The 18,721-nt window shown below is 70.8% G+C and carries 16 protein-coding genes; 9 read left to right on the top strand and 7 right to left on the bottom strand.

Annotation, left to right across the window (positions count from 1 at the left end; genetic code table 11):
* Positions 1-32: 32 nt before the first annotated feature.
* The 3 genes from egtD to LXT12_RS07080 form a co-directional block, all read right to left on the bottom strand.
* Complete coding sequence (egtD, locus tag LXT12_RS07090; protein WP_233390728.1) at positions 33-1,004, bottom strand: L-histidine N(alpha)-methyltransferase; 972 nt, start codon at positions 1,002-1,004, stop codon at positions 33-35.
* The gene (gene egtB / locus LXT12_RS07085; protein WP_233390727.1) at positions 1,001-2,143 is read right to left on the bottom strand and encodes an ergothioneine biosynthesis protein EgtB; all 1,143 of its coding nucleotides are present in this window, start codon (positions 2,141-2,143) and stop codon (positions 1,001-1,003) included. The genes egtD and egtB overlap by 4 nt, the downstream gene beginning before the upstream one ends.
* A gap of 116 nt (positions 2,144-2,259) precedes the next feature.
* Entirely contained in the window at positions 2,260-2,649 is a 390-nt protein-coding gene (locus LXT12_RS07080; RefSeq protein ID WP_233390726.1) for a VanZ family protein, read from the bottom strand.
* Between the two features lie 139 nt (positions 2,650-2,788).
* Between LXT12_RS07080 and LXT12_RS07075 the strand changes: the two genes are divergently transcribed.
* The 9 genes from LXT12_RS07075 to LXT12_RS07035 all read left to right on the top strand — a co-directional run bounded on the left by LXT12_RS07075 (position 2,789) and on the right by LXT12_RS07035 (position 13,456).
* Positions 2,789-3,160 carry a hypothetical protein gene (locus tag LXT12_RS07075; protein ID WP_233390725.1) on the top strand — a complete coding sequence of 124 codons (372 nt, stop codon included), beginning with the start codon at positions 2,789-2,791 and terminating at the stop codon, positions 3,158-3,160.
* Between the two features lie 148 nt (positions 3,161-3,308).
* Positions 3,309-5,402 carry a 3-hydroxyacyl-CoA dehydrogenase NAD-binding domain-containing protein gene (locus tag LXT12_RS07070; RefSeq protein WP_233390724.1) on the top strand — a complete coding sequence of 698 codons (2,094 nt, stop codon included), beginning with the start codon at positions 3,309-3,311 and terminating at the stop codon, positions 5,400-5,402.
* Between the two features lie 118 nt (positions 5,403-5,520).
* On the top strand, positions 5,521-6,696 hold the full coding sequence (locus LXT12_RS07065; RefSeq protein ID WP_233390722.1) for an acetyl-CoA C-acyltransferase: 1,176 nt from the start codon (positions 5,521-5,523) through the stop codon (positions 6,694-6,696).
* Positions 6,697-6,700: 4 nt separating this feature from the next.
* On the top strand, positions 6,701-7,126 hold the full coding sequence (locus tag LXT12_RS07060) for a PaaI family thioesterase (protein WP_233390720.1): 426 nt from the start codon (positions 6,701-6,703) through the stop codon (positions 7,124-7,126).
* 42 nt (positions 7,127-7,168) lie between these two features.
* Positions 7,169-8,965 carry an acyl-CoA dehydrogenase gene (locus LXT12_RS07055; RefSeq protein WP_233390719.1) on the top strand — a complete coding sequence of 599 codons (1,797 nt, stop codon included), beginning with the start codon at positions 7,169-7,171 and terminating at the stop codon, positions 8,963-8,965.
* A gap of 17 nt (positions 8,966-8,982) precedes the next feature.
* Positions 8,983-9,774, top strand: a complete 792-nt coding sequence (locus LXT12_RS07050) for an SDR family oxidoreductase (RefSeq protein WP_233390718.1) — start codon at positions 8,983-8,985, stop codon at positions 9,772-9,774.
* A gap of 7 nt (positions 9,775-9,781) precedes the next feature.
* Positions 9,782-10,219, top strand: a complete 438-nt coding sequence (locus tag LXT12_RS07045) for a PaaI family thioesterase (RefSeq protein WP_233390717.1) — start codon at positions 9,782-9,784, stop codon at positions 10,217-10,219.
* A 258-nt stretch (positions 10,220-10,477) separates the two neighbouring features.
* Positions 10,478-11,116 carry an RpiB/LacA/LacB family sugar-phosphate isomerase gene (locus LXT12_RS07040; protein ID WP_233390716.1) on the top strand — a complete coding sequence of 213 codons (639 nt, stop codon included), beginning with the start codon at positions 10,478-10,480 and terminating at the stop codon, positions 11,114-11,116.
* Positions 11,117-11,158: 42 nt separating this feature from the next.
* Positions 11,159-13,456: a DEAD/DEAH box helicase gene (locus LXT12_RS07035; RefSeq protein WP_233390715.1), complete on the top strand. Its 2,298-nt coding sequence runs from the start codon at positions 11,159-11,161 to the stop codon at positions 13,454-13,456.
* A 188-nt stretch (positions 13,457-13,644) separates the two neighbouring features.
* Here LXT12_RS07035 and fba read toward each other — a convergent pair whose 3' ends face one another.
* From fba to LXT12_RS07015, 4 genes are read right to left on the bottom strand one after another with little or no spacing between them, the layout of a single operon-like run.
* The gene (gene fba, locus LXT12_RS07030) at positions 13,645-14,676 is read right to left on the bottom strand and encodes a class II fructose-bisphosphate aldolase (RefSeq protein WP_233390714.1); all 1,032 of its coding nucleotides are present in this window, start codon (positions 14,674-14,676) and stop codon (positions 13,645-13,647) included.
* 35 nt (positions 14,677-14,711) lie between these two features.
* Positions 14,712-16,724, bottom strand: a complete 2,013-nt coding sequence (gene tkt / locus LXT12_RS07025; RefSeq protein WP_233390713.1) for a transketolase — start codon at positions 16,722-16,724, stop codon at positions 14,712-14,714.
* Positions 16,725-16,734: 10 nt separating this feature from the next.
* Positions 16,735-17,613, bottom strand: coding sequence for a phosphoribulokinase (locus LXT12_RS07020; protein WP_233390711.1), 879 nt, complete (start codon positions 17,611-17,613; stop codon positions 16,735-16,737).
* A gap of 25 nt (positions 17,614-17,638) precedes the next feature.
* The gene (locus LXT12_RS07015) at positions 17,639-18,712 is read right to left on the bottom strand and encodes a class 1 fructose-bisphosphatase (protein WP_233390709.1); all 1,074 of its coding nucleotides are present in this window, start codon (positions 18,710-18,712) and stop codon (positions 17,639-17,641) included.
* Positions 18,713-18,721: the final 9 nt, after the last annotated feature.

Below are 18,721 nucleotides of genomic sequence, written 5' to 3'. Positions count from 1 at the left end.
GCGGCCGTCGTCGGGCCGCCACCCCGGCCTGATCACGGCGGCCCGGCTTCCAACCACAGCACCGCGAACCAGCGGTTCGCGTCGATCCACACCTTGCCCGGCCTGAACCCCGCCCGCGCGGCCATGGCCTGGAAGCCGCTGACCGTGTACTTGTGCGAATGCTCGGTGTGCAGGGTCTCGCCCTCGTGGAAGGCGTAGATCTCGCCGCCCAGTTGCAGGTCCAGCGCCCGCGTCGCGCGCAGGTGCATCTCGATGCGGCGGTAGGCCGGGTTGTAGAAGGCCAGGTGCTCGAAGCCGTCGCGGGGGAACTCCGCGCCCAGCTCGCGGGCGGCGCGGTCCAGCAGGTTCATGTTGAAGGCCGCCGTCACGCCCGCCGCGTCGTTGTAGGCGGCATGCAGCACGGCCTCGTCCTTGACGAGGTCGATGCCGATCAGCAGGCCGCCGCCGGCCAGTTCGGCCGCGGCCAGGCGCAGGAAGGCATCGGCCTCGGCCGGCGTGAAGTTGCCGATGCTCGAGCCGGGAAAAAAGCCCACGCGCCGGCTGCCCCGTGGGCAGGGCGGCAGGGTGTGCGGGCGGGTGAAGTCGGCCACCAGCGGCTGGATGGCCAGGCCGGGGTAGTCGCCGGCGAGGCCGTCGCAGGCGGCGAGCAGGTGAGGCCCGGAGATGTCCACGGGCACGAACTGCACGGTCTCGCGGGGCAGGGCGTCCAGCAGCAGCCTCACCTTGAGCAGGGCGCCCGCGCCGTATTCGACGAGCTGCACGCCGCCACCGAACTGCGCCGCCATGTCGGCGGCATGCGTGCGCAGCAGGGACAGCTCGGTGCGCGTCGGGTAGTACTCCGGCAGCTCGCAGATGCGCTCGAACAGGCGCGACCCGGTCTCGTCGTAGAAGTACTTGGGCGAGATGGCCTTGGGGGCCCGGCTCAGGGCGGCGTGCAGGTCGCCGGCGAACTGCTGGTTCTCGGCCGAGGCCCGCGGCTGGCGCCATTCGATTCCTGGTTTCATCGTGCGAGCCTCACTCCACTGAACTGCCAGCGCGCGGCCGGCGGAAAGAAATTGCGATAGGTCGGCCGCGCATGGCCGGGCGGAGTCGCGAGGCTGCCGCCGCGCAGCACCTGCTGGCCGACCATGAACTTGCCGTTGTATTCGCCGACCGCGCCGGGCGCCGGCTTGAAGCCGGGATAGGGCGAATAGGCGGAGCGGGTCCATTGCCAGGCCTGGTCGGCGGCCTGGGCGAAGCCGGGCAAGCCGCATGCCGCCTCCCACTCGAACTCGGTCGGCAACCGCGCGCCGGCCCACTCGGCATAGGCGCAGGCCTCGTAGAAGCTCAGCTGCATGACGGGCGCGTCCCGGTCCATGGCCTGGGCGCCGTGCAGGCCGAAGACGCGGCCATCCTCCAGCCAGTAGGCCGGCCGCTGCCAGCCCTGGGCCTGGGCCAGGGCCCAGCCGTCCGAGAGCCACAGCAGCGGCTCTCGATAACCGCCTGATTCGACGAAGTCTGCGTACTCGCCGCAGGTGACGAGGCGGCTGGCGATCTCGAAGGGCTCGATCAGTACGCGGTGGCGAGGCCCTTCGTTGTCGAAGGCGAAGCCGGCGCCCGCGTGGCCGATGTCGACGATGCCGCCGGGATGCTCAAGCCATTCCTGGGCCGGCGCCTGCGTGGGCGCGGGCGGGGTTGCGTCGTAGGCCGGCAGCAGCGGGTTGCACGAGAAGGCGTGCAGGATGTCGGTCAACAGCAGCTCCTGGTGCTGCTGCTCGTGATGGCAGCCCAGCTCGATCAGGCCGCGGGCTTCGGCCGAGGCCACCGGCAGCAGGTCGGCCAGGGCCGCGTCGACGTGGGCGCGGTAGGCCCGCACCTCGGCCATCGACGGCCGGCTCAACAGGCCGCGCTGCGGCCTCGCATGCCGCGGCCCGAGGCTCTCGTAATAGGAGTTGAACAGGCGCGGCCAGCGCTCGTCGAAGAGGCGGTAGTCAGGCAGGTAGGGCGCCAGCACCAGGGTCTCGAAGAACCACGTGGTGTGGGCCAGATGCCATTTGGCGGGGCTGGCGTCGGGCATGGACTGCAGTTGCGCGTCCTCGTCGGACAGCGGCGCGGCCAATTGCAGCGAGCGGGCGCGGGTGGCGCGGAGCAGGTCGTTCGGCATGGGGGGCAACCGTAGCGCAGTCTGCTGCCAACGGTATGTCAGTGCGCGGCGCCGGGCTGTAGGACGGCTCCGATGTGCGCCGGAGCGCCTGGGCGGGCGCGCCCCTTGCCGGCGTGTCAGCCGCGCCGCGCCGCGCGGCTCGCGATGGGCCAGGCCACGAGCAGGCCGAGGGCGATGCCCACGGAATCGGCGACGACGTCGTGCCAGTCGGCCTCCCGTGGCGGCAGGAAGCTCTGCGCGATCTCGATGGCGATGCCATAGGCCACGAGGGCCAGCACCAACCGTAGCCAGTGGCGCGGCTGTTGCCACAAGGCCCACACCGCGGTGAAGGCCAGCGAGGCGAAGGCGAGGGCGTGGTTGGACTTGTCCCAGCCGGTGGTGAGAGTGCGCGGCGGCGCCGGCACCAGGGCCAGCCAGGTGATGACGATGAGCAGGGCGGCGAGCAGCAGTCGCCACAGGACGCGGCGTTCGGGCGCGGCGCAGAAGTGCAGGATGAAGCGAGGCATGGCGGGCCGCATTGTGGCGGGGCCGCGCCGCCGCTGCCCGTGGAAACCCTGTCAGTGCCGCACGACGAAGCCCTTCCGCAGCGGCCGGCCGCCGATACATTTGGCAAACAAATCATCCAGCCGACGACGGGAGGTGCGCATGGACAACGGCCTGACGATGCAACTGCTGGGCGGCTTCGTGGCGGGTGCCGGCGTGGCGGCGGTGGCCGTGTATGCCTGGATCGGACGCCGGCTCAAGCTGGAGCAGTCCCGCGCCGTGGCCGGCGAGCAGGCTCGCCAGCAGCTCATGCTGCAGATCACGCAGGCCCGCAAGCAGATCGAGCAGCTGCAGCGCGAATGCCATGAACTGCGGCTGGTGGTGCGTCCGCCCCGCCCGGCCCCCGCGCCGGCCGCCCAACCCGATGCCGCCGAGGCGGCCCGCCTGTATGCCGAGGCCAGGCTCGCTCCGGCCGCGCCGCCGGCCAGGCCGGACGGCTTCCGCGACACGGTGGTGCTCAAGCGAGGCGAGTGAGGCGCTGCAAGACCGGTGAGGCCGGGGAAGCGGCCTTGTCACTGCCGGGACAAGGCGGCGCCAGGGCGGCTGCCTAGAATCGAACGGTCGTTCTATTTCGGGCCGGCTGCAGGAGACGCGGCGCGGCCCGCCAACCGAGGTCGTGCCCATGACAGCCCATTACGAAGTTCGCGGCCGCGTTGCCGTGATCACCCTCGACAACCCACCGGTCAACGGCCTGGGTTTGGCCACCCGCGCCGCCGCCGCGGCCGGCGTGGAGCGTGCCGAGAATGATCCCGCCGTCACGGCCGTGGTCCTCACCGGCGCCGGCAAGGCCTTCTCCGGCGGCGCCGACATCAAGGAGTTCGGCTCGCCCAAGGCCCTCGCCGAGCCCAACCTGCTCAGCCTCATCGGCGTCGTCGAGAACTGCAGCAAGCCCGTGGTCGCGGCCATCCACAGCGTCTGCATGGGCGGCGGCCTGGAGCTGGCCCTGGGCTGCCACTACCGCGTCGCCGCGCCCGGCGCCAAGATCGCCCTGCCCGAGGTCAAGCTCGGCCTGCTGCCTGGCGCGGGCGGCACGCAGCGCCTGCCGCGCGCCCTGGGCGTGGAGCCTGCGCTCAACATGATCGTCAGCGGCGAGCCGGTGGAAAGCCAGCTGCTGGCCCAGGTGCCCGGCCAGAAGCTCTTCGACCGCATCGTCGAAGGCGACCTGATGGACGGTGCCCTCAAGTTCGCGGAGGAGGTGTCCGAGAAACGCCCGCTGCCCAAGGTGCGCGACCTCAAGGCCCGCCACCCGGATGCCCAGGCTTACTTCCAGTTCGCGCGCAACATGGTGCGCGGCATGAGCAAGAACTTCCCGGCGCCGCTGCGTTGCCTGGAGGCCGTGGCCGGCGCGGTGACGATGAAGTTCGAGGACGGCCTGCGCGCGGAACGCGAAGGCTTCGCGGCGCTGATGATGACGCCCGAATCCAAGGCCCTGCGCCATGCCTTCTTCGCCGAGCGCGCGGCCAGCAAGATCGCCGACGTGCCCGAGGACACGCCGCTGCGCGACATCAAGAAGGTGGGCGTCATCGGCGCCGGCACCATGGGCGGCGGCATCTCGATGAACTTCCTCAACGCCGGCCTGCCGGTCACCATCCTGGAGACCAAGCAGGAGGCCCTGGACCGCGGCGTCGCCACCATCCGCAAGAACTACGAGGCCCAGGTCAAGAAGGGCAAGCTCAAGGAAGACAAGTACGCCCAGCGCATGGCCCTGCTGAGCACCACGCTGAGCTACGACGACCTCAAGGACTGCGACCTCATCATCGAGGCCGTGTTCGAGGAGATCGGCGTCAAGGAGGCGGTGTTCAAGCAGCTCGACGCCATCGCCAAGCCCGGCGCCATCCTGGCCTCCAACACCTCGACGCTGGACGTCGACAAGATCGCCTCCTTCACCGCCCGCCCGCAGGACGTGGTGGGCATGCACTTCTTCAGCCCGGCCAATGTGATGAAGCTGCTGGAGGTGGTGCGCGGCAAGGCCACCGCCAAGGACGTGCTGTCCACGGTGATGGCCATTGGCAAGAAGATCAGGAAGACGGCCGTCGTCTCGGGCGTGTGCGACGGCTTCATCGGCAACCGCATGATCGAGCAGTACAGCCGCCAGGCCGGCTTCCTGCTCGACGAGGGCTGCAGCCCGCAGCAGGTGGACAAGGCCGTCGAGAAGTTCGGCTTCGCCATGGGCCCCTTCCGCATGGGCGACCTGGCGGGCAACGACATCGGCTGGGCCATCCGCAAGCGCCGCTACGTCGAGAAGCCCCACATGAAGTACTCGGCCAGCGCCGACCGGCTGTGTGAGCTGGGCCGCTACGGCCAGAAGACCGGCGCGGGCTGGTACGACTACCAGCCCGGCAAGCGCGACGCCATCCCGTCGCCCGTCGTGGCCGAGATGCTGGCCAAGCACCGCGAGGCCATCGGCGCGAAGACGCGCGACATCAGCGACGAGGAGATCGTGCACCGCCTCGTGTTCGCCCTGGTCAACGAAGCGGCCCACCTGCTGGAGGAGGGCATCGCCCAGCGCGCCTCCGACGTGGACATGGTCTACCTCACCGGCTACGGCTTCCCGCTGTGGCGCGGCGGCCCGATGTGCTATGCCGACACCGTGGGCCTGTTCAACGTCGTGCAGGCGATGAAGCGCTTTGCGAAGAACCCGATGGACGATGCCGCGTTCTGGACGCCGGCGCCTTTGCTTGCCCGCCTCGTGGCGGAAGGCAAGAGCTTCACCTGACCCGGGCCCAGCAACACAGCCACAGAGGCACAGAGACACAGAGGGAATGCATTGAGTTCACAGAGCTTCTCTGTGTCAGCGTGCCTCGGTGGCTTTGTTCGAACTTAAGGATTCCAAGATGAGCAACGCATTGATCGTCTCCACCGCCCGCACCCCGCTCGCCAAGAGCTGGAAGGGTTCGTTCAACATGACCCATGGCGCGACGCTGGGCGGCCACGTCGTCAAGGCGGCCCTGGAGCGCGCCGGCATCGAAGGCGGTGCCGTCGAGGACGTGCTGATGGGCTGCGCCAATCCAGAGGGCGCGACGGGCGCCAACATCGCCCGCCAGATCGCGCTGAGCGCCGGCCTGCCCGTGTCGGTGAGCGGCATGACGGTGAACCGCTTCTGCTCCAGCGGCCTGCAGACCATCGCCCTGGCGTCCCAGCGCATCATCGCCGGCGAGGGCGAGGTCTACGTGGCCGGCGGCGTCGAGAGCATCTCGTGCGTGCAGCAGGAGATGAACCAGCACATGCTGGAGGACACCTGGCTGAACCGCAACAAGCCCGAGATCTACTGGAGCATGCTGCAGACCGCCGAGAACGTGGCCAAGCGCTACAACATCTCCAAGGAGCGCATGGACCATTACGGCGCCGGCAGCCAGCAAAAGGCCTGTGCGGCGCAGGCGGCGGGCCTCTTCAACGAGGAGATGGCGCCCATCACCGTGACCATGGGCGCCGTCGACAAGGTCATGGGCCTGGTGACCCGCAAGGTCACCGTCAGTGCCGACGAGGGCCTGCGCGAGGGCACGACCTACGAGGGCATCAAGGACATCCGCACGGCCCTGCCGGGCGGCGTCGTCACGGCGGGCAATGCCAGCCAGTTCAGCGACGGCGCGGGCGCCTGCGCCGTCGTCAGCGAACACTACGCCTCCACGCACAACCTCAAGCCGCTGGGCCGCTTCCTCGGCTTCGCCGTGGCCGGCTGCGAGCCCGACGAGATGGGCATCGGCCCGGTGTTCGCCGTGCCCAAGGTGCTCAAGAAGCTCGGCCTCACCGTGGCCGACATCGACCTGTGGGAACTGAACGAGGCTTTCGCCGTGCAGGTGCTGTACTGCGCCGACGTGCTGGGCATCCCCATGGACCGCCTGAACGTCAACGGTGGCGCCATCGCCATCGGCCACCCCTACGGCGTGTCCGGCCAGCGCCTGACGGGCCATGCCCTCATCGAAGGCAAGCGCCGCGGCGCCAAGCGCGTCTGCGTGACCATGTGCATCGGTGGCGGCATGGGCGCCGCGGGCGTCTTCGAAGTGCTGTAAGGCGATGGCCGTTTCTCCAGAGGTCTTCCTGCAGATGGGCCGCGAGGTCCTGGCCCAGCAGGCCTTCAGCCGGCTGCTGGGCGCCGAGCTCGCCGCGCTCGCGCCCGGCCAGGTCGAGCTGCAATTGCCGCTGCGGGACGACCTGCTGCAGCAGAACGGCTTCGCCCACGGCGGCGTCGTCAGCTACCTGGCCGACAACGCGCTCACCTACGCCGGTGGCACCGCCATGCAGGTGCCCGTCGTCACGTCGGAGTTCAAGATCAACTACGTGCGCCCGGCGGTGGGCGAGCGCCTCATCGCCCGCGCCGAGGCCCAGGCCGTCAGCAAGACCCAGGCGGTCTGCCGCTGCGAGGTCTATGCCGTCAAAGACGGGGCCGAGAAGCTCTGCGCCCTGGCCCAGGGCACCATCGTCCGCCTGGCCCAGGACTGACACCGCCGCACGGCGCGGCTTTCTTCTTCAACGGTGGCCCGCATGCGCCAGACCCTCGACTTCCTGCTCTTCGACTGGCTCCGCGCCGGCGACCTGACCACGCGCGAGCGCTTCGCCGAGCATTCGGCCGAGACCTTCGCCGCCGTGCTCGACACCTGCGAGCGCATCGCCCGCGAGAAGTTCGCGCCCTTCAACCGCCTGGCCGACACCGAGGAGCCCCGCTTCGACGGCGAGCGCGTGCACCTGCCCCAGGCCACGCACGAGGCCACCCAGGCCTATGCCGAGTCGGGCATGCTGGCCGCGGCCCAGGACTACGACGTCGGCGGCATGCAGCTGCCCTGCGTCATCGAGATGGCGGGCAACGCCTTCTTCAGCAAGGCCAGCGTCGCCATGGGCGGCTATGCCATGCTGACCTCGGGCAACGCCAACCTCATCATGGCCCATGGCACGCCGCTGCAGCGCGAGGTCTTCGCCAGGAACGAGTTCGCCGGCCGCTGGTTCGGCACCATGTGCCTGTCCGAGCCCCAGGCGGGTTCGTCGCTGTCCGACGTGGCCACCCGCGCCGAACTGGAGGACGAGGCCGACCCGCTCGGCCCGCGCTACCGCCTGACGGGCCACAAGATGTGGATCTCGGCCGGCGAGCACGAGATCACCGAGAACATCGTCCACCTCGTGCTGGCCAAGATCCCCGGCCCCGACGGCAGGCCCGTCCCGGGCACCAAGGGCATCTCCCTCTTCATCGTGCCCAAGAAGCTCGTCGACGAGCGGGCCGAGCTGACCGGCGAGCGCAACGACGTCGTCCTGGCCGGCCTCAACCACAAGCTCGGCTATCGCGGCACGACCAACTGCCTGCTCAACTTCGGCGAGGGCCGCTTCACGCCGCTGGGCCGCAAGGGCGCCGTCGGCTACCTCGTCGGCCGCCCCGGCGATGGCCTGCGCTGCATGTTCCACATGATGAACGAGGCCCGCATCGGCGTGGGCCTGGGCGCGGTGATGCTCGGTTATGCCGGCTACGAGGCCAGCCTCGAGTACGCGAAGCAGCGCCCGCAGGGGCGGCCCATGACCGCGGCCGGAAAAGACGCCGCCAGCCCGCAGCGGCCCATCATCGAGCACGCCGACGTGCGCCGCATGCTGCTGGCCCAGAAGAGCTATGTGGAAGGCGGCCTGGCGCTGGAGCTGTACTGCGCCCGCCTCGTCGACGAACTGCACACGGGCGACGACGCGGCCGGCGCGCAGGCCCTGCTCGACGTCCTCATCCCCATCGCCAAGAGCTGGCCCAGCGAATGGTGCCTGGAGGCCAACTCCCTGGCCATCCAGGTGCTGGGTGGCTATGGCTACACGCGCGACTTCCCCGTCGAGCAGTACTGGCGCGACCAGCGCCTGAACATGATCCACGAGGGCACCCACGGCATCCAGGCCCTGGACCTGCTGGGCCGCAAGGTCGTGCAGCAGGGCGGGGCGTCGCTGGCGGCGCTTGCCGCGCGCGTGCAGCAGACGATCGAACGCGCCATCCACACGGACTGGGCGCCCCAGGCCCACCAGCTCGCCGCGGCCCTGGCCCAGGTGGGCGGTGCCACCAAGAAGGCCTGGAGCACCGGCGAGCCCGAGGAGGCCCTGGCCAATGCCACGCCCTACCTGCAGGCCTTCGGCCACACCGTGCTGGCCTGGCTGTGGCTGGACGTGGCGCTGTCGGTCCAGGGCGAGGGCGACTTCGCCCAGGGCAAGCGCGCTGCGGCCCGCTACTTCTTCGCCTACGAGTTGCCCCGGATCGACGCCTGGCTGGCCGTCGTCGCGCGCCGCGAGCCGCTGTGCCGCGAGATCCGGGCCGAATGGTTGTGAACACAGGAGACACCACGATGAGCACCAAAGTCCAAGACCTCTTCGACCTCAGCGGCCAGGTGGCCCTGGTCACCGGTGGCTCGCGCGGCCTGGGCCTGCAGATCGCCGAAGCCCTCGGCGAGGCGGGCGCCAAGATCATGCTGACCTCGCGCAAGGCCGCCGACCTCGAAGAGGCCGCCGCCCACCTGCAGGACCGCGGCATCGATGCCCGCTGGATCGCGGCCGACGCCGCCCGGCCCGAGGAGGCGCGCCGCGTCGTCGCCGAGACCATGGAGCGCCTGGGCCAGATCGACATCCTCGTCAACAACGCGGGCGCCACGTGGGGCGCGCCGGCCGAGGAGCATCCGCTGGAGGCCTGGGACAAGGTCATGGACCTCAACATCCGCAGCCTCTTCGTCTTCGCCCAGGCGGTGGCCCAGGCCAGCATGATCCCCAGGCGCTCGGGCCGCATCATCAACGTGGCCTCCATCGCCGGCCTGTCCGGCAACTCCGGCGCGATGAAGACCATCGCCTACAACACCAGCAAGGGCGCCGCCGTGAACTTCACGCGTGCCCTGGCCGGCGAGTGGGGCGCCTACGGCATCACCGTCAACGCGTTGGCGCCGGGCTTCTTCCCGAGCAAGATGACCAAGGGCCTGCTCGCCACCGTGGGCGCCGACAAGATGGCGGCCCACGCGCCGCTGAACCGCCTCGGCGACGACGACGACCTCAAGGGCGCGGCCCTGCTGTTCGCGTCGCGGGCCGGCAAGCACATCACCGGCCAGGTTCTCGCCATCGACGGTGGCGTCAGCGCCGTCCACGGCAACTGAGCGCGAGATGGACTTTCCGGTCCACATCCCCTTCGTCGAGCAGTTGGGCTTCACGCTGCATGCCATCGGCGATGGCGAGGCCGAGCTGCGCCTGACGGTCAGCGAGCAGCACCTCAACTCCTGGCGCGTGGCTCACGGCGGCGTCGTCATGACGCTGCTGGACGTGGCCATGGCGCACGCGGCGCGCAGCGTCAACCTCCACCTGCCCGACCTCGGCCCCGGTGTCGTCACGGTGGAGATGAAGACCAGCTTCATGCGCCCCGGCGAGGGCGAGCTGCGGGCCGTCGGCCGGCTGCTGCACCGCTCCACCACCATGGCCTTCTGCGAGGGCTCGGTGTTCGGCGCGGGCGACAGGCTCTGCGCCCATGCCACGGGCACCTTCAAGTACCTGCGAGCCTTGCCGGCGGGGCGGCAGCTCAAGCCGCTGGGCGGCGAGGGCGACTGAGCCCAGCCGGGGTGACGACCCCGCGCTTCCCTCGGGATTGGGTGGGTTTCTGAAACGCCGTTCCGGAAACGTGCACAATCGCGGCAGCGTCTGCACCCCCACCGGGTGCGCGGTTGGCCAGGCGGCCGTCCGGACCATGCCGTCCGGCGCCCGGAAAGGGCGGTACGTCCCTGGCATGACGGCCTGCGCCGGAAGCCCCTCTGGGCCCGGGCGCCCGGCCCTTCGCCCTCTCCAGCTCCGCCCCGAAAGCCACCCGCCATGAAGATCGCCCTCATCATCGAGAACAGCCAGGCCGCCAAGTCCGAGATCGTCCACAACGCCCTCAAGACCGTCGCCGAGCCCCTGGGCCACAGCGTCCACCACTACGGCATGTACACGCCCGAGGACAAGGCCTCGCTCACCTACGTCATGAACGGCCTGCTGGCCGGCATCCTGCTCAACAGCCGCGCGGCGGACTTCGTCGTCACCGGCTGCGGCACGGGCATGGGGTCCATGCTGGCCTGCAACAGCATGCCGGGCGTCTTCTGCGGCCTGGTCATCGACCCGACCGACGCCTTCCTGTTCGGCCAGATCAACGACGGCAACTGCCTGTCCATGCCCTATGCCAAGGGCTTCGGCTGGGCGGCGGAGCTCAACCTGCAGGACTGCTACCGCAAGCTCTTCGAGCACGAGCGCGGTGCCGGCTACCCCAAGGAGCGCGCCGCCATCATGGCCAGGAACCGCGGCATCCTGAAGGACCTCAAGGCCGCCTCCTGCAAGGACATGCTGACGGTGCTCAAGAGCGTCGACCCCGAGCTCCTCAAGGCCGTCGTCTCGGGCGAGAAGTTCCAGGAGCTGTTCTTCACGAACTGCCAGGACGACGCCATCGCCGGCCACATCAAGTCGGTCCTCGCCTGAGGCGAGCCTCGCGCCGGTCTCGCGGGCTGCGAGACTGTCGCGATGTCCTCGGCACCTCCCCATCTCCGGCTGCGCACGCTGACACGCGGCGATGGCCTGCTCGGCCTGCGGCCTCGAGGCCCCCTCGGCGCGCGCGGCGAGCCCGTGACGGTGGCCGTGCTCGATCTTCCTGACGCCGCCACCGAGCAGACACTGCAGCAGTTCGGCCTGGTGCGCCTGGACCCGGCCCTGCTGCAGTGGCGGGGCGAGCCCGCAACGCTGGGCGGCTCGCTCTGGACGCTGCCTCAGGAGGAGTTCTTCGGCGACTTCCAGGCCGACAAGCTGCCCGAACTGCAGGCGCGGGGCTGGCAGGTCGCCATCGAGCCGGGCTTCGCCCACCACAGCCGCTTCGTCAGCGGCTGGCAGCTCGACCTGGCGCCCGAGGAGCCCGGGGCGGCCCGGCCGAGCCGCCGCGTCGAAGGCCTGGGCCTGGACCGCCGCCAGGGCGCCTGGCTGGTCAGCCTGGGCATCGAAGTCGACGGCGAGCGCATCGACCTCGCCCCCCTCATCGCCAACCTGCTGCGCCGCGACAAGCGCTGGCTGGACGCGGTCGCCGTGGCCGCCATCGACGACGAGGCCGTCATCGCCCTGCGCGCGCCGGGAGGGCGACGCTTCCACACGCCGGCTGCGCCGCTCAAGGCCATCATGCTGGCCCTGCTGGACCTGCTCAAGCCGGCCCAGCTCGACAAAGGCGAGCCCCTTCGCCTGGACGCCTGGGACGCCGCCCGGCTGCGCTGCATCGAAGACCAGGGCCGGGGCCGCTGGCAGATCCACGGCGACGCCGGCCTCAGGGCCCTGGCCCGGCGCCTGCTCGAGCAAGGGCCACCCGCGCCGGTGCCGCCGCCGCCGGGCCTCGGCCTCGAACTGCGGCCCTACCAGCTACAGGGCCTCGCCTGGCTGCAATACCTGCGCGAACAGGGCCTCGCGGGCATCCTGGCCGACGACATGGGCCTGGGCAAGACGGCCCAGGCCCTGGCCCACGTCTGGGTCGAGAAGCAGGCGGGCCGGCTGGACCGGCCGGCCCTCGTCGTCGTGCCGACCTCGCTGCTCTTCAACTGGCGGCAGGAGGCCGCACGCATCGCGCCGGGCCTGAGCGTGCTGACCTGGCACGGCGCCGGGCGGGAAGGCAGGCAAGGGGCCGGCGCCGATCTCGCGAACGCCGACATCGTGCTGACCACCTACGCCCTGGTCTGGCGCGACCTGCGCCTGCTCTCGGCCCGGCCCTGGCACCTGCTGATCCTGGACGAGGCCCAGGCCGTCAAGAACGCCCACGCCCGCGCGGCGCGGGCGCTTCGCCGCCTCGATTGCCGCCATCGCCTGGCCCTCACGGGCACGCCGCTGGAGAACCACCTCGGCGAGCTCTGGGCGCTGTTCGATCTGCTGATGCCCGGCTTCCTCGGCGATGCGCGAACCTTCGCCCGCCACTGGCGCAAGCCCATCGAGGTCAACCGCGACGGCCCGCGCGCGCGGCTGCTGGCCGCGCGCGTGCGCCCCTTCATCCTCAGGCGCATGAAGGCCGAGGTGGCGGCCGAGCTGCCGCCGCTGACCGAGCTGGTGCAGCGCGTGCCGCTGGGCGGCGCCCAGAAGCAGCTGTACGAGAGCGTGCGCGTGGCTGCTGACCACATGGTCAGGCGCATCCTGGCGCGCGACGGCTTCAGCGCCACCAGCCTCATCGGCGTGCTCGACGCCATGCTCAAGCTGCGCCAGGTCTGCGGCGACCCGCGCCTGCTCAAGGGCGTGCAGCTGCCGGCCGGCGTGCACAGCGCCAAGCTCGAATGGCTGACGGAGCACCTGCCGGACTTCGTCGCCCAGGGCCGGCGCGTGCTGGTGTTCTCGCAGTTCACCGCCATGCTCGACCTCGTCGCCGAGGCGCTGGACGGCCTGGGCCTGGCCCACCTGCGCCTCACCGGCCAGACGCCCGCCGGCCAGCGGGGGGATCTGGTGCGGCGCTTCCAGGCGCGCGAGGTGCCGCTGCTGCTGGCCAGCCTCAAGGCCGGCGGCGTGGGCCTGAACCTGACCGCCGCCGACACCGTCATCCACCTCGATCCCTGGTGGAACCCGGCCGTGCAGAGCCAGGCCAGCGCCCGCGCCCACCGCATCGGCCAGAGCCAGCCGGTATTCGCCTACCAGCTCGTGGCCCAGGGCAGCATCGAGGAGCGCATGCTGGAACTGCAGGCTCGCAAGCGGGCCCTGGCAGACGGCCTGCTGGGCCGTGACGACGGCTCGGCGTTGGGCAAGTTCAGCGCGCCCGAACTGCATCTGCTGCTGGCGCCGCTGGAAGCCGATGACAGCGGCGCCTGAGAGGGGCACGAGGAAGGGCGCAGAGCCCGTGCGAGTCCCCGAGACGTGGTGCGCGCCGCGACCGGAATGGACATCGGCCGTGAGGCAGGCAGTGGTGCTGCGGGGAGAGAGGCAAGGAGTCTGCGCCCTGGACCTAACTATCGGCCAAGGCGGCGCCGCGGACTGTAGGACGGGGTCGGGTCGGCCCCTCAGCCGGGCGAACGCCGGCTTGTCGGTGCCACCTGCAGCCGCGACGCCATGCCGGCGCTGCCGAAGGCCTCGAAGCGGTCGACGCAGAGCTGGCGCGCGGCGGCCAGGCCCTCGGCCAGGAAGCGCCGCGGATCGAACTCCTCCTTGCGGCGGGCCATGGCCCGCCGCATCGCACCCGTCATGGCCAGGCGGATGTCGGTGTCGATGTTGATCTTGCGCACGCCGTGGCGTATGCCTTCCTGGATCTCTTCCACCGGCACGCCGTAGGTCTCCCGGATGTCGCCGCCGTGCTCGCGGATGACGGCCAGCCACTCCTGAGGCACGGAGGACGAGCCGTGCATCACCAGGTGGGTGTCCGGAATGCGGGCGTGGATCTCCTTGATGCGGTCCATGGCCAGCAGGTCGCCGCTGGGCTTGCGGCTGAACTTGTAGGCGCCGTGCGAGGTGCCGATGGCGATGGCCAGCGCATCGACGCCGGTGCGGGCGACGAAGTCGGCGGCCTGGTCGGGGTCGGTCAGCATCTGCTCGCGGGTGAGCACGCCTTCGGCGCCGACGCCTTCCTCCTCGCCGGCGGTGCCGGACTCGAGCGAGCCCAGGCAGCCCAGCTCGCCCTCCACCGACACCTCCACCGCATGCGCCATCTCGACGACGCGGCGCGTCACGGACACGTTGTAGTCGTAGGAGGCGGGCGTCTTCGCGTCCTCCATCAGCGAGCCGTCCATCATCACGCTGGTGAATCCCGAACGGATGGACTGCATGCACACGGCGGGGCTGGCGCCGTGGTCCTGGTGCAGGACGATGGGCAGGCCCGGCCAGGTCTCGGCGGCGGCCTCCACCATCTTGCGCAGGAAGGGCTCGCCGGCGTATTGGCGGGCGCCGGCCGAGGCCTGCAGGATCACCGGGCTGTCGGTCGCATGGGCGGCCTGCATGATGGCCTGGATCTGCTCCAGGTTGTTGACGTTGAAGGCGGGGACGCCGTAGCCGTGCTCGGCGGCGTGGTCGAGCAGCCGGCGCAGGGAGATCATGGGCATGGGGACTCCGAGAGGGTGGGGGCGGATGGAGGCGCTCAACCGAGCAGGGCGAGGGCGCGTGCGGCGACCGCTTCGGCGGTGAGGCCGAAGAGCTGGAACAGTTCGGGCGCCGGGGCGGACTCGCCGAAGCGGTCCAGGCCGACGACGTCGCCGTCCTCGCCCACGTACTTCCACCACAGGCCGCTGCGGCCGGCCTCGACGGCCAGGCGCGGCAGGTGGCGGGGGATGACCTCGTGGCGCCAGGCGGCGTCCTGGCGCTCGAATCGCTCCAGGCAGGGCACCGAGACGACCCGTGCCGGCACGCCCGCCTCGGCCAGCTTGGCGGCGGCGGCGAGGGCGAGGCCCACCTCGGAGCCGCTGGCCAGCAGCGCGACGCGCTCGCCCTCGGGGCGGCGCAGCACGTAGGCGCCGCGGGCGATGGCGTCCAGTCGCGGCCGGCCGTCGCCGGCATGAGGCAGGGCCTGGCGCGACAGCAGCAGGCAGCTCGGTCCGTCCAGGCGCCGCATCGCCTCGCGCCAGGCGACGGCGGTCTCGGTGGCGTCGGCCGGGCGCCAGACGTCCACGCCGGGGATGAGGCGCAGGCTGGATGCGTGCTCGACGGGCTGGTGGGTCGGGCCGTCCTCGCCCAGGCCGATGGAGTCGTGGGTGTAGACGTGCACGACCGGCAGCCGCATCAGCGCGGCCATGCGCACGGCGTTGCGGGCGTAGTCCGAGAACGCCAGGAAGGTGCCGCCGAAGGGGCGGTAGCCCCCGTGCAGGGCCACGCCGTTCATGATGGCCGCCATGCCGAACTCGCGCACGCCGTAGTGCACGTGGTTGCCGGTGCCGCTGCCCTTGAGGGCGCGGTGGCCGGTCCAGTCGGTGAGGTTGGATCCGGTCAGGTCGGCCGAGCCACCCAGCAGTTCGGGCGTGGCGGGGCCGAGTTCCTGCAGCACGTCCTGCGAGGCCTTGCGTGTGGCGACGGCCGCGGCGCGGGCCTCGGCGCGGGCGCAGGCCTGCGCGAGGGCTTCTTCCGTCTCGGCGGTGAGCGGCGTGCTGCGGTCCTGGCGGCGCAGCAGCTCGCGGGCGAGGTCGGGGTAGGCGAGGGCGTAGGCGGCCATGCGCTGCCGCCAGGCGGCATTCAGTGCCGCGCCGCGTTCGTGCGCCGACCAGGCCTGCCGAAGCGGCTCGGGCACCTCGAAGGGCGCGGCCGTCCAGCCCAGGGCGGCACGGGTCAGGGCGATCTCCTCGGCGCCCAGCGCCTCGCCGTGCACCTTGGCCGTGCCGGCGCGGTTGGGCGAGCCCTTGCCGATGGTGGTGCGGCAGCAGACCAGCACCGGCCGGTCGGCGGCCTGGGCGGCGGCGATGGCACGGTCCAGCGCATCGAAGTCGTGGCCGTCGACGCCGCGCAGCACCGTCCAGCCATAGGCCTCGAAGCGGCCGGGCGTGTCGTCCGTGAACCAGCCGCTGACGGCGCCGTCGATGGAGATGCCGTTGTCGTCGTAGAAGGCGACGAGCTTGTTCAGCCGCCAGGTGCCGGCCAGCGAGCAGGCCTCGTGGCTGATGCCCTCCATGAGGCAGCCGTCGCCGAGGAAGGCATAGGTGCGGTGGTCGACGACGGTGTGGCCGGGGCGGTTGAACTCGTCGGCCAGCAGCTTCTCGGCCAGGGCCATGCCCACGGCGTTGGCGATGCCCTGGCCGAGCGGACCGGTCGTCGTTTCCACGCCCGGCGTCACGCCGACCTCGGGATGGCCCGGCGTCTTGCCGTGCAGCTGGCGGAAGCGCCGCAGCTCGGCCATCGGCAACTCGTAGCCGCTGAGGTGCAGCAGGGCGTAGAGCAGCATGGAGCCGTGGCCGTTGGAGAGCACGAAGCGGTCGCGGTCGGGCCAGGCGGGGTCGGCCGGGTCGTGGCGCAGGTGGTGGCGCCACAGGGCCTCGGCGATGTCGGCCATGCCCATGGGCATGCCGGGATGGCCGGAGTGCGCGGCCTGCACCGCGTCGACGGCGAGCATGCGCAGCGCGTTGGCGCAGTCCTGGCGCAGCGTGAGGGTGGGGAGGTCGTGTTTCATCGCCATCCCCTCATGCGGCCAGCAGGTTGCGGCGCCTCTCCACCAGCCGCATGATCATCGGCGTGAAGATCAGCTGCATGGCCAGCTCCATCTTGCCGCCGGGCACCACCAGCGTGTTGGCCCGCGACATCCAGGAGTCGTGCAGCATGCTGAGCAGGTAGGGGAAGTCGAAGCCGCGCGGGTTGGCGAAGCGGATGACGACCAGGCTCTCGTCGGCCGTCGGGATGGTGCGCGCGATGAAGGGGTCTGAGGTGTCCACCACCGGCACGCGCTGGAAGTTGATGTGGGTGCGCGTGAACTGCGGGCAGATGTAGTGCACGTACTCGTGCATGCGGCGCAGGATGACGTCGGTGACGGCCTCGGTGGAGTAGCCCCGCGTGCTGCGGTCGCGGTGGATCTTCTGTATCCACTCCAGGTTGATGACGGGCACGACGCCGATGAGCAGGTCCACGAAGCGGGCCACGTCGACCTTGTCCGTCGTCACGCCGCCGTGCAGGCCCTCGTAGAAGAGCAGGTCGCTGGCGGGCAGCGGCTCCCAGGCGGTGAAGGTGCCGGGCGGCTGCTGGTAGGGCGCGGCCTCTTCCTCGTTGTGCAGGTATTTGCGGCTGCGCCCCTGGCCGGTCTCGGCATAGCTGCGGAACAGCTCCTGCAGTTCCTCGAAGAGGTTGGCGCTTTCGCCGAAGTGGCTGAAGTGGGGCTGGTCGTTCTTCTCCGCCTCCGCCATGGCGGCCTTCATGGCTTGGCGGTCGTGGCGGTGGAAGCTGTCGCCTTCGATGACGGCGGCGGCCACGCCCTCGCGGCGGAAGATGTTCTCGAAGGTTCGCGTGACCGAGGTGGTGCCCGCGCCGGACGAGCCCGTGATGGCGATGATGGGGTGCTTGGCTGACATGGTGTTCCTGCTCGGTGCTAGGGGTTCAGGCGTTGGCGGCGAACAGGCCGCGGCGGCCGAAGAGGGGCGAGTCGTAGCTCTGGCCGGGCTCTTCGGCGTGGTAGGCCTCGATGCGTTCCACCTCCCGGGCCGAGCCGAACACGAAGGCGATGCGCTGATGCAGCGCGTCTGGCTGCACGTCCATCAGCCGGCGCCGGCCCGTGCTGGCGCGCCCGCCTGCCTGCTCGATTAGGAAGGCGATCGGGTTGGCCTCGTAGAGCAGCCGCAGCCGGCCCGCCCGGGACGGATCCTTGCTGTCGCGCGGGTAGAGGAAGACGCCGCCGCGCATCAGGATGCGGTGGGTCTCGGCCACCAGCGAGGCGATCCAGCGCATGTTGAAGTCCTGGCCGCGCGGCCCTGCGCGGCCGGCCATGCATTCGTCCACGTAGCGCTTGACGGCGGGTTCCCAGAAACGGCTGTTGGAGGCGTTGATGGCGAACTCGCAGGTCTTCTCGGGCACCTGCAGGTCGCGGTGGCTGAGCACCCATTCGCCCAGTTGCGGGTCCAGCGTGAAGGCGTGCGTGCCGCGGCCCAGGGTCAGCACCAGCATGGTGGACGGGCCGTAGATGGCATAGCCGGCACAGACCTGGGCCGTGCCGGGCTGCAGGAAGTCGCCGGGCTCGGGGTCCTGGCCCGGCGTGGCGGCGCGCAGCACCGAGAAGATGCTGCCCACCGACACGTTGACGTCGATGTTGGAGGAGCCGTCCAGCGGGTCGAAGAGCAGCAGGTATTTGCCGCGCGGATGCTGGCGTGGCAGCGCATAGGGCGCTTCCATCTCCTCGGACAACATGCCAGCGAGGTGACCACCCCATTCGCTGGCGCGCAGGAACATGTCGTTGGCGAGAACGTCCAGCGTCTTCTGCTCCTCGCCCTGCACGTTGCCGGTGCCGGCGCTGCCCAGCACGTCGGCCAGCGCGCCGAAGGCCACCTTGCGGGCGATGGCCTTGCAGGCGAGCGACACGTCGGTGACCAGGGCGTTGAGGTCGCCGGTGGCATCGGGGTGGCGGCGGCGCTCCTCGATGAGGAACTGGGTGAGGGTGGAACGTCCGGCGGTAGGCATCAGGGTCTC

The sequence above is a fragment of the Pelomonas caseinilytica genome (assembly GCF_021353235.1).
In the GTDB taxonomy this organism is placed as follows: domain Bacteria; phylum Pseudomonadota; class Gammaproteobacteria; order Burkholderiales; family Burkholderiaceae_C; genus Pelomonas; species Pelomonas caseinilytica.
This window is presented reverse-complemented; position numbering and strand designations above follow the sequence as displayed.

Bases quoted from the DNA above. Each gene is read 5' to 3' on its own strand.
- egtD (WP_233390728.1), bottom strand. From the start codon at position 1,004: ATGAAACCAGGAATCGAATGGCGCCAGCCGCGGGCCTCGGCCGAGAAC.
- egtB (WP_233390727.1), bottom strand. From the start codon at position 2,143: ATGCCGAACGACCTGCTCCGCGCCACCCGCGCCCGCTCGCTGCAATTG.
- LXT12_RS07080 (WP_233390726.1), bottom strand. From the start codon at position 2,649: ATGCCTCGCTTCATCCTGCACTTCTGCGCCGCGCCCGAACGCCGCGTC.
- LXT12_RS07075 (WP_233390725.1), top strand. From the start codon at position 2,789: ATGGACAACGGCCTGACGATGCAACTGCTGGGCGGCTTCGTGGCGGGT.
- LXT12_RS07070 (WP_233390724.1), top strand. From the start codon at position 3,309: ATGACAGCCCATTACGAAGTTCGCGGCCGCGTTGCCGTGATCACCCTC.
- LXT12_RS07065 (WP_233390722.1), top strand. From the start codon at position 5,521: ATGAGCAACGCATTGATCGTCTCCACCGCCCGCACCCCGCTCGCCAAG.
- LXT12_RS07060 (WP_233390720.1), top strand. From the start codon at position 6,701: ATGGCCGTTTCTCCAGAGGTCTTCCTGCAGATGGGCCGCGAGGTCCTG.
- LXT12_RS07055 (WP_233390719.1), top strand. From the start codon at position 7,169: ATGCGCCAGACCCTCGACTTCCTGCTCTTCGACTGGCTCCGCGCCGGC.
- LXT12_RS07050 (WP_233390718.1), top strand. From the start codon at position 8,983: ATGAGCACCAAAGTCCAAGACCTCTTCGACCTCAGCGGCCAGGTGGCC.
- LXT12_RS07045 (WP_233390717.1), top strand. From the start codon at position 9,782: ATGGACTTTCCGGTCCACATCCCCTTCGTCGAGCAGTTGGGCTTCACG.
- LXT12_RS07040 (WP_233390716.1), top strand. From the start codon at position 10,478: ATGAAGATCGCCCTCATCATCGAGAACAGCCAGGCCGCCAAGTCCGAG.
- LXT12_RS07035 (WP_233390715.1), top strand. From the start codon at position 11,159: ATGTCCTCGGCACCTCCCCATCTCCGGCTGCGCACGCTGACACGCGGC.
- fba (WP_233390714.1), bottom strand. From the start codon at position 14,676: ATGCCCATGATCTCCCTGCGCCGGCTGCTCGACCACGCCGCCGAGCAC.
- tkt (WP_233390713.1), bottom strand. From the start codon at position 16,724: ATGAAACACGACCTCCCCACCCTCACGCTGCGCCAGGACTGCGCCAAC.
- LXT12_RS07020 (WP_233390711.1), bottom strand. From the start codon at position 17,613: ATGTCAGCCAAGCACCCCATCATCGCCATCACGGGCTCGTCCGGCGCG.
- LXT12_RS07015 (WP_233390709.1), bottom strand. From the start codon at position 18,712: ATGCCTACCGCCGGACGTTCCACCCTCACCCAGTTCCTCATCGAGGAG.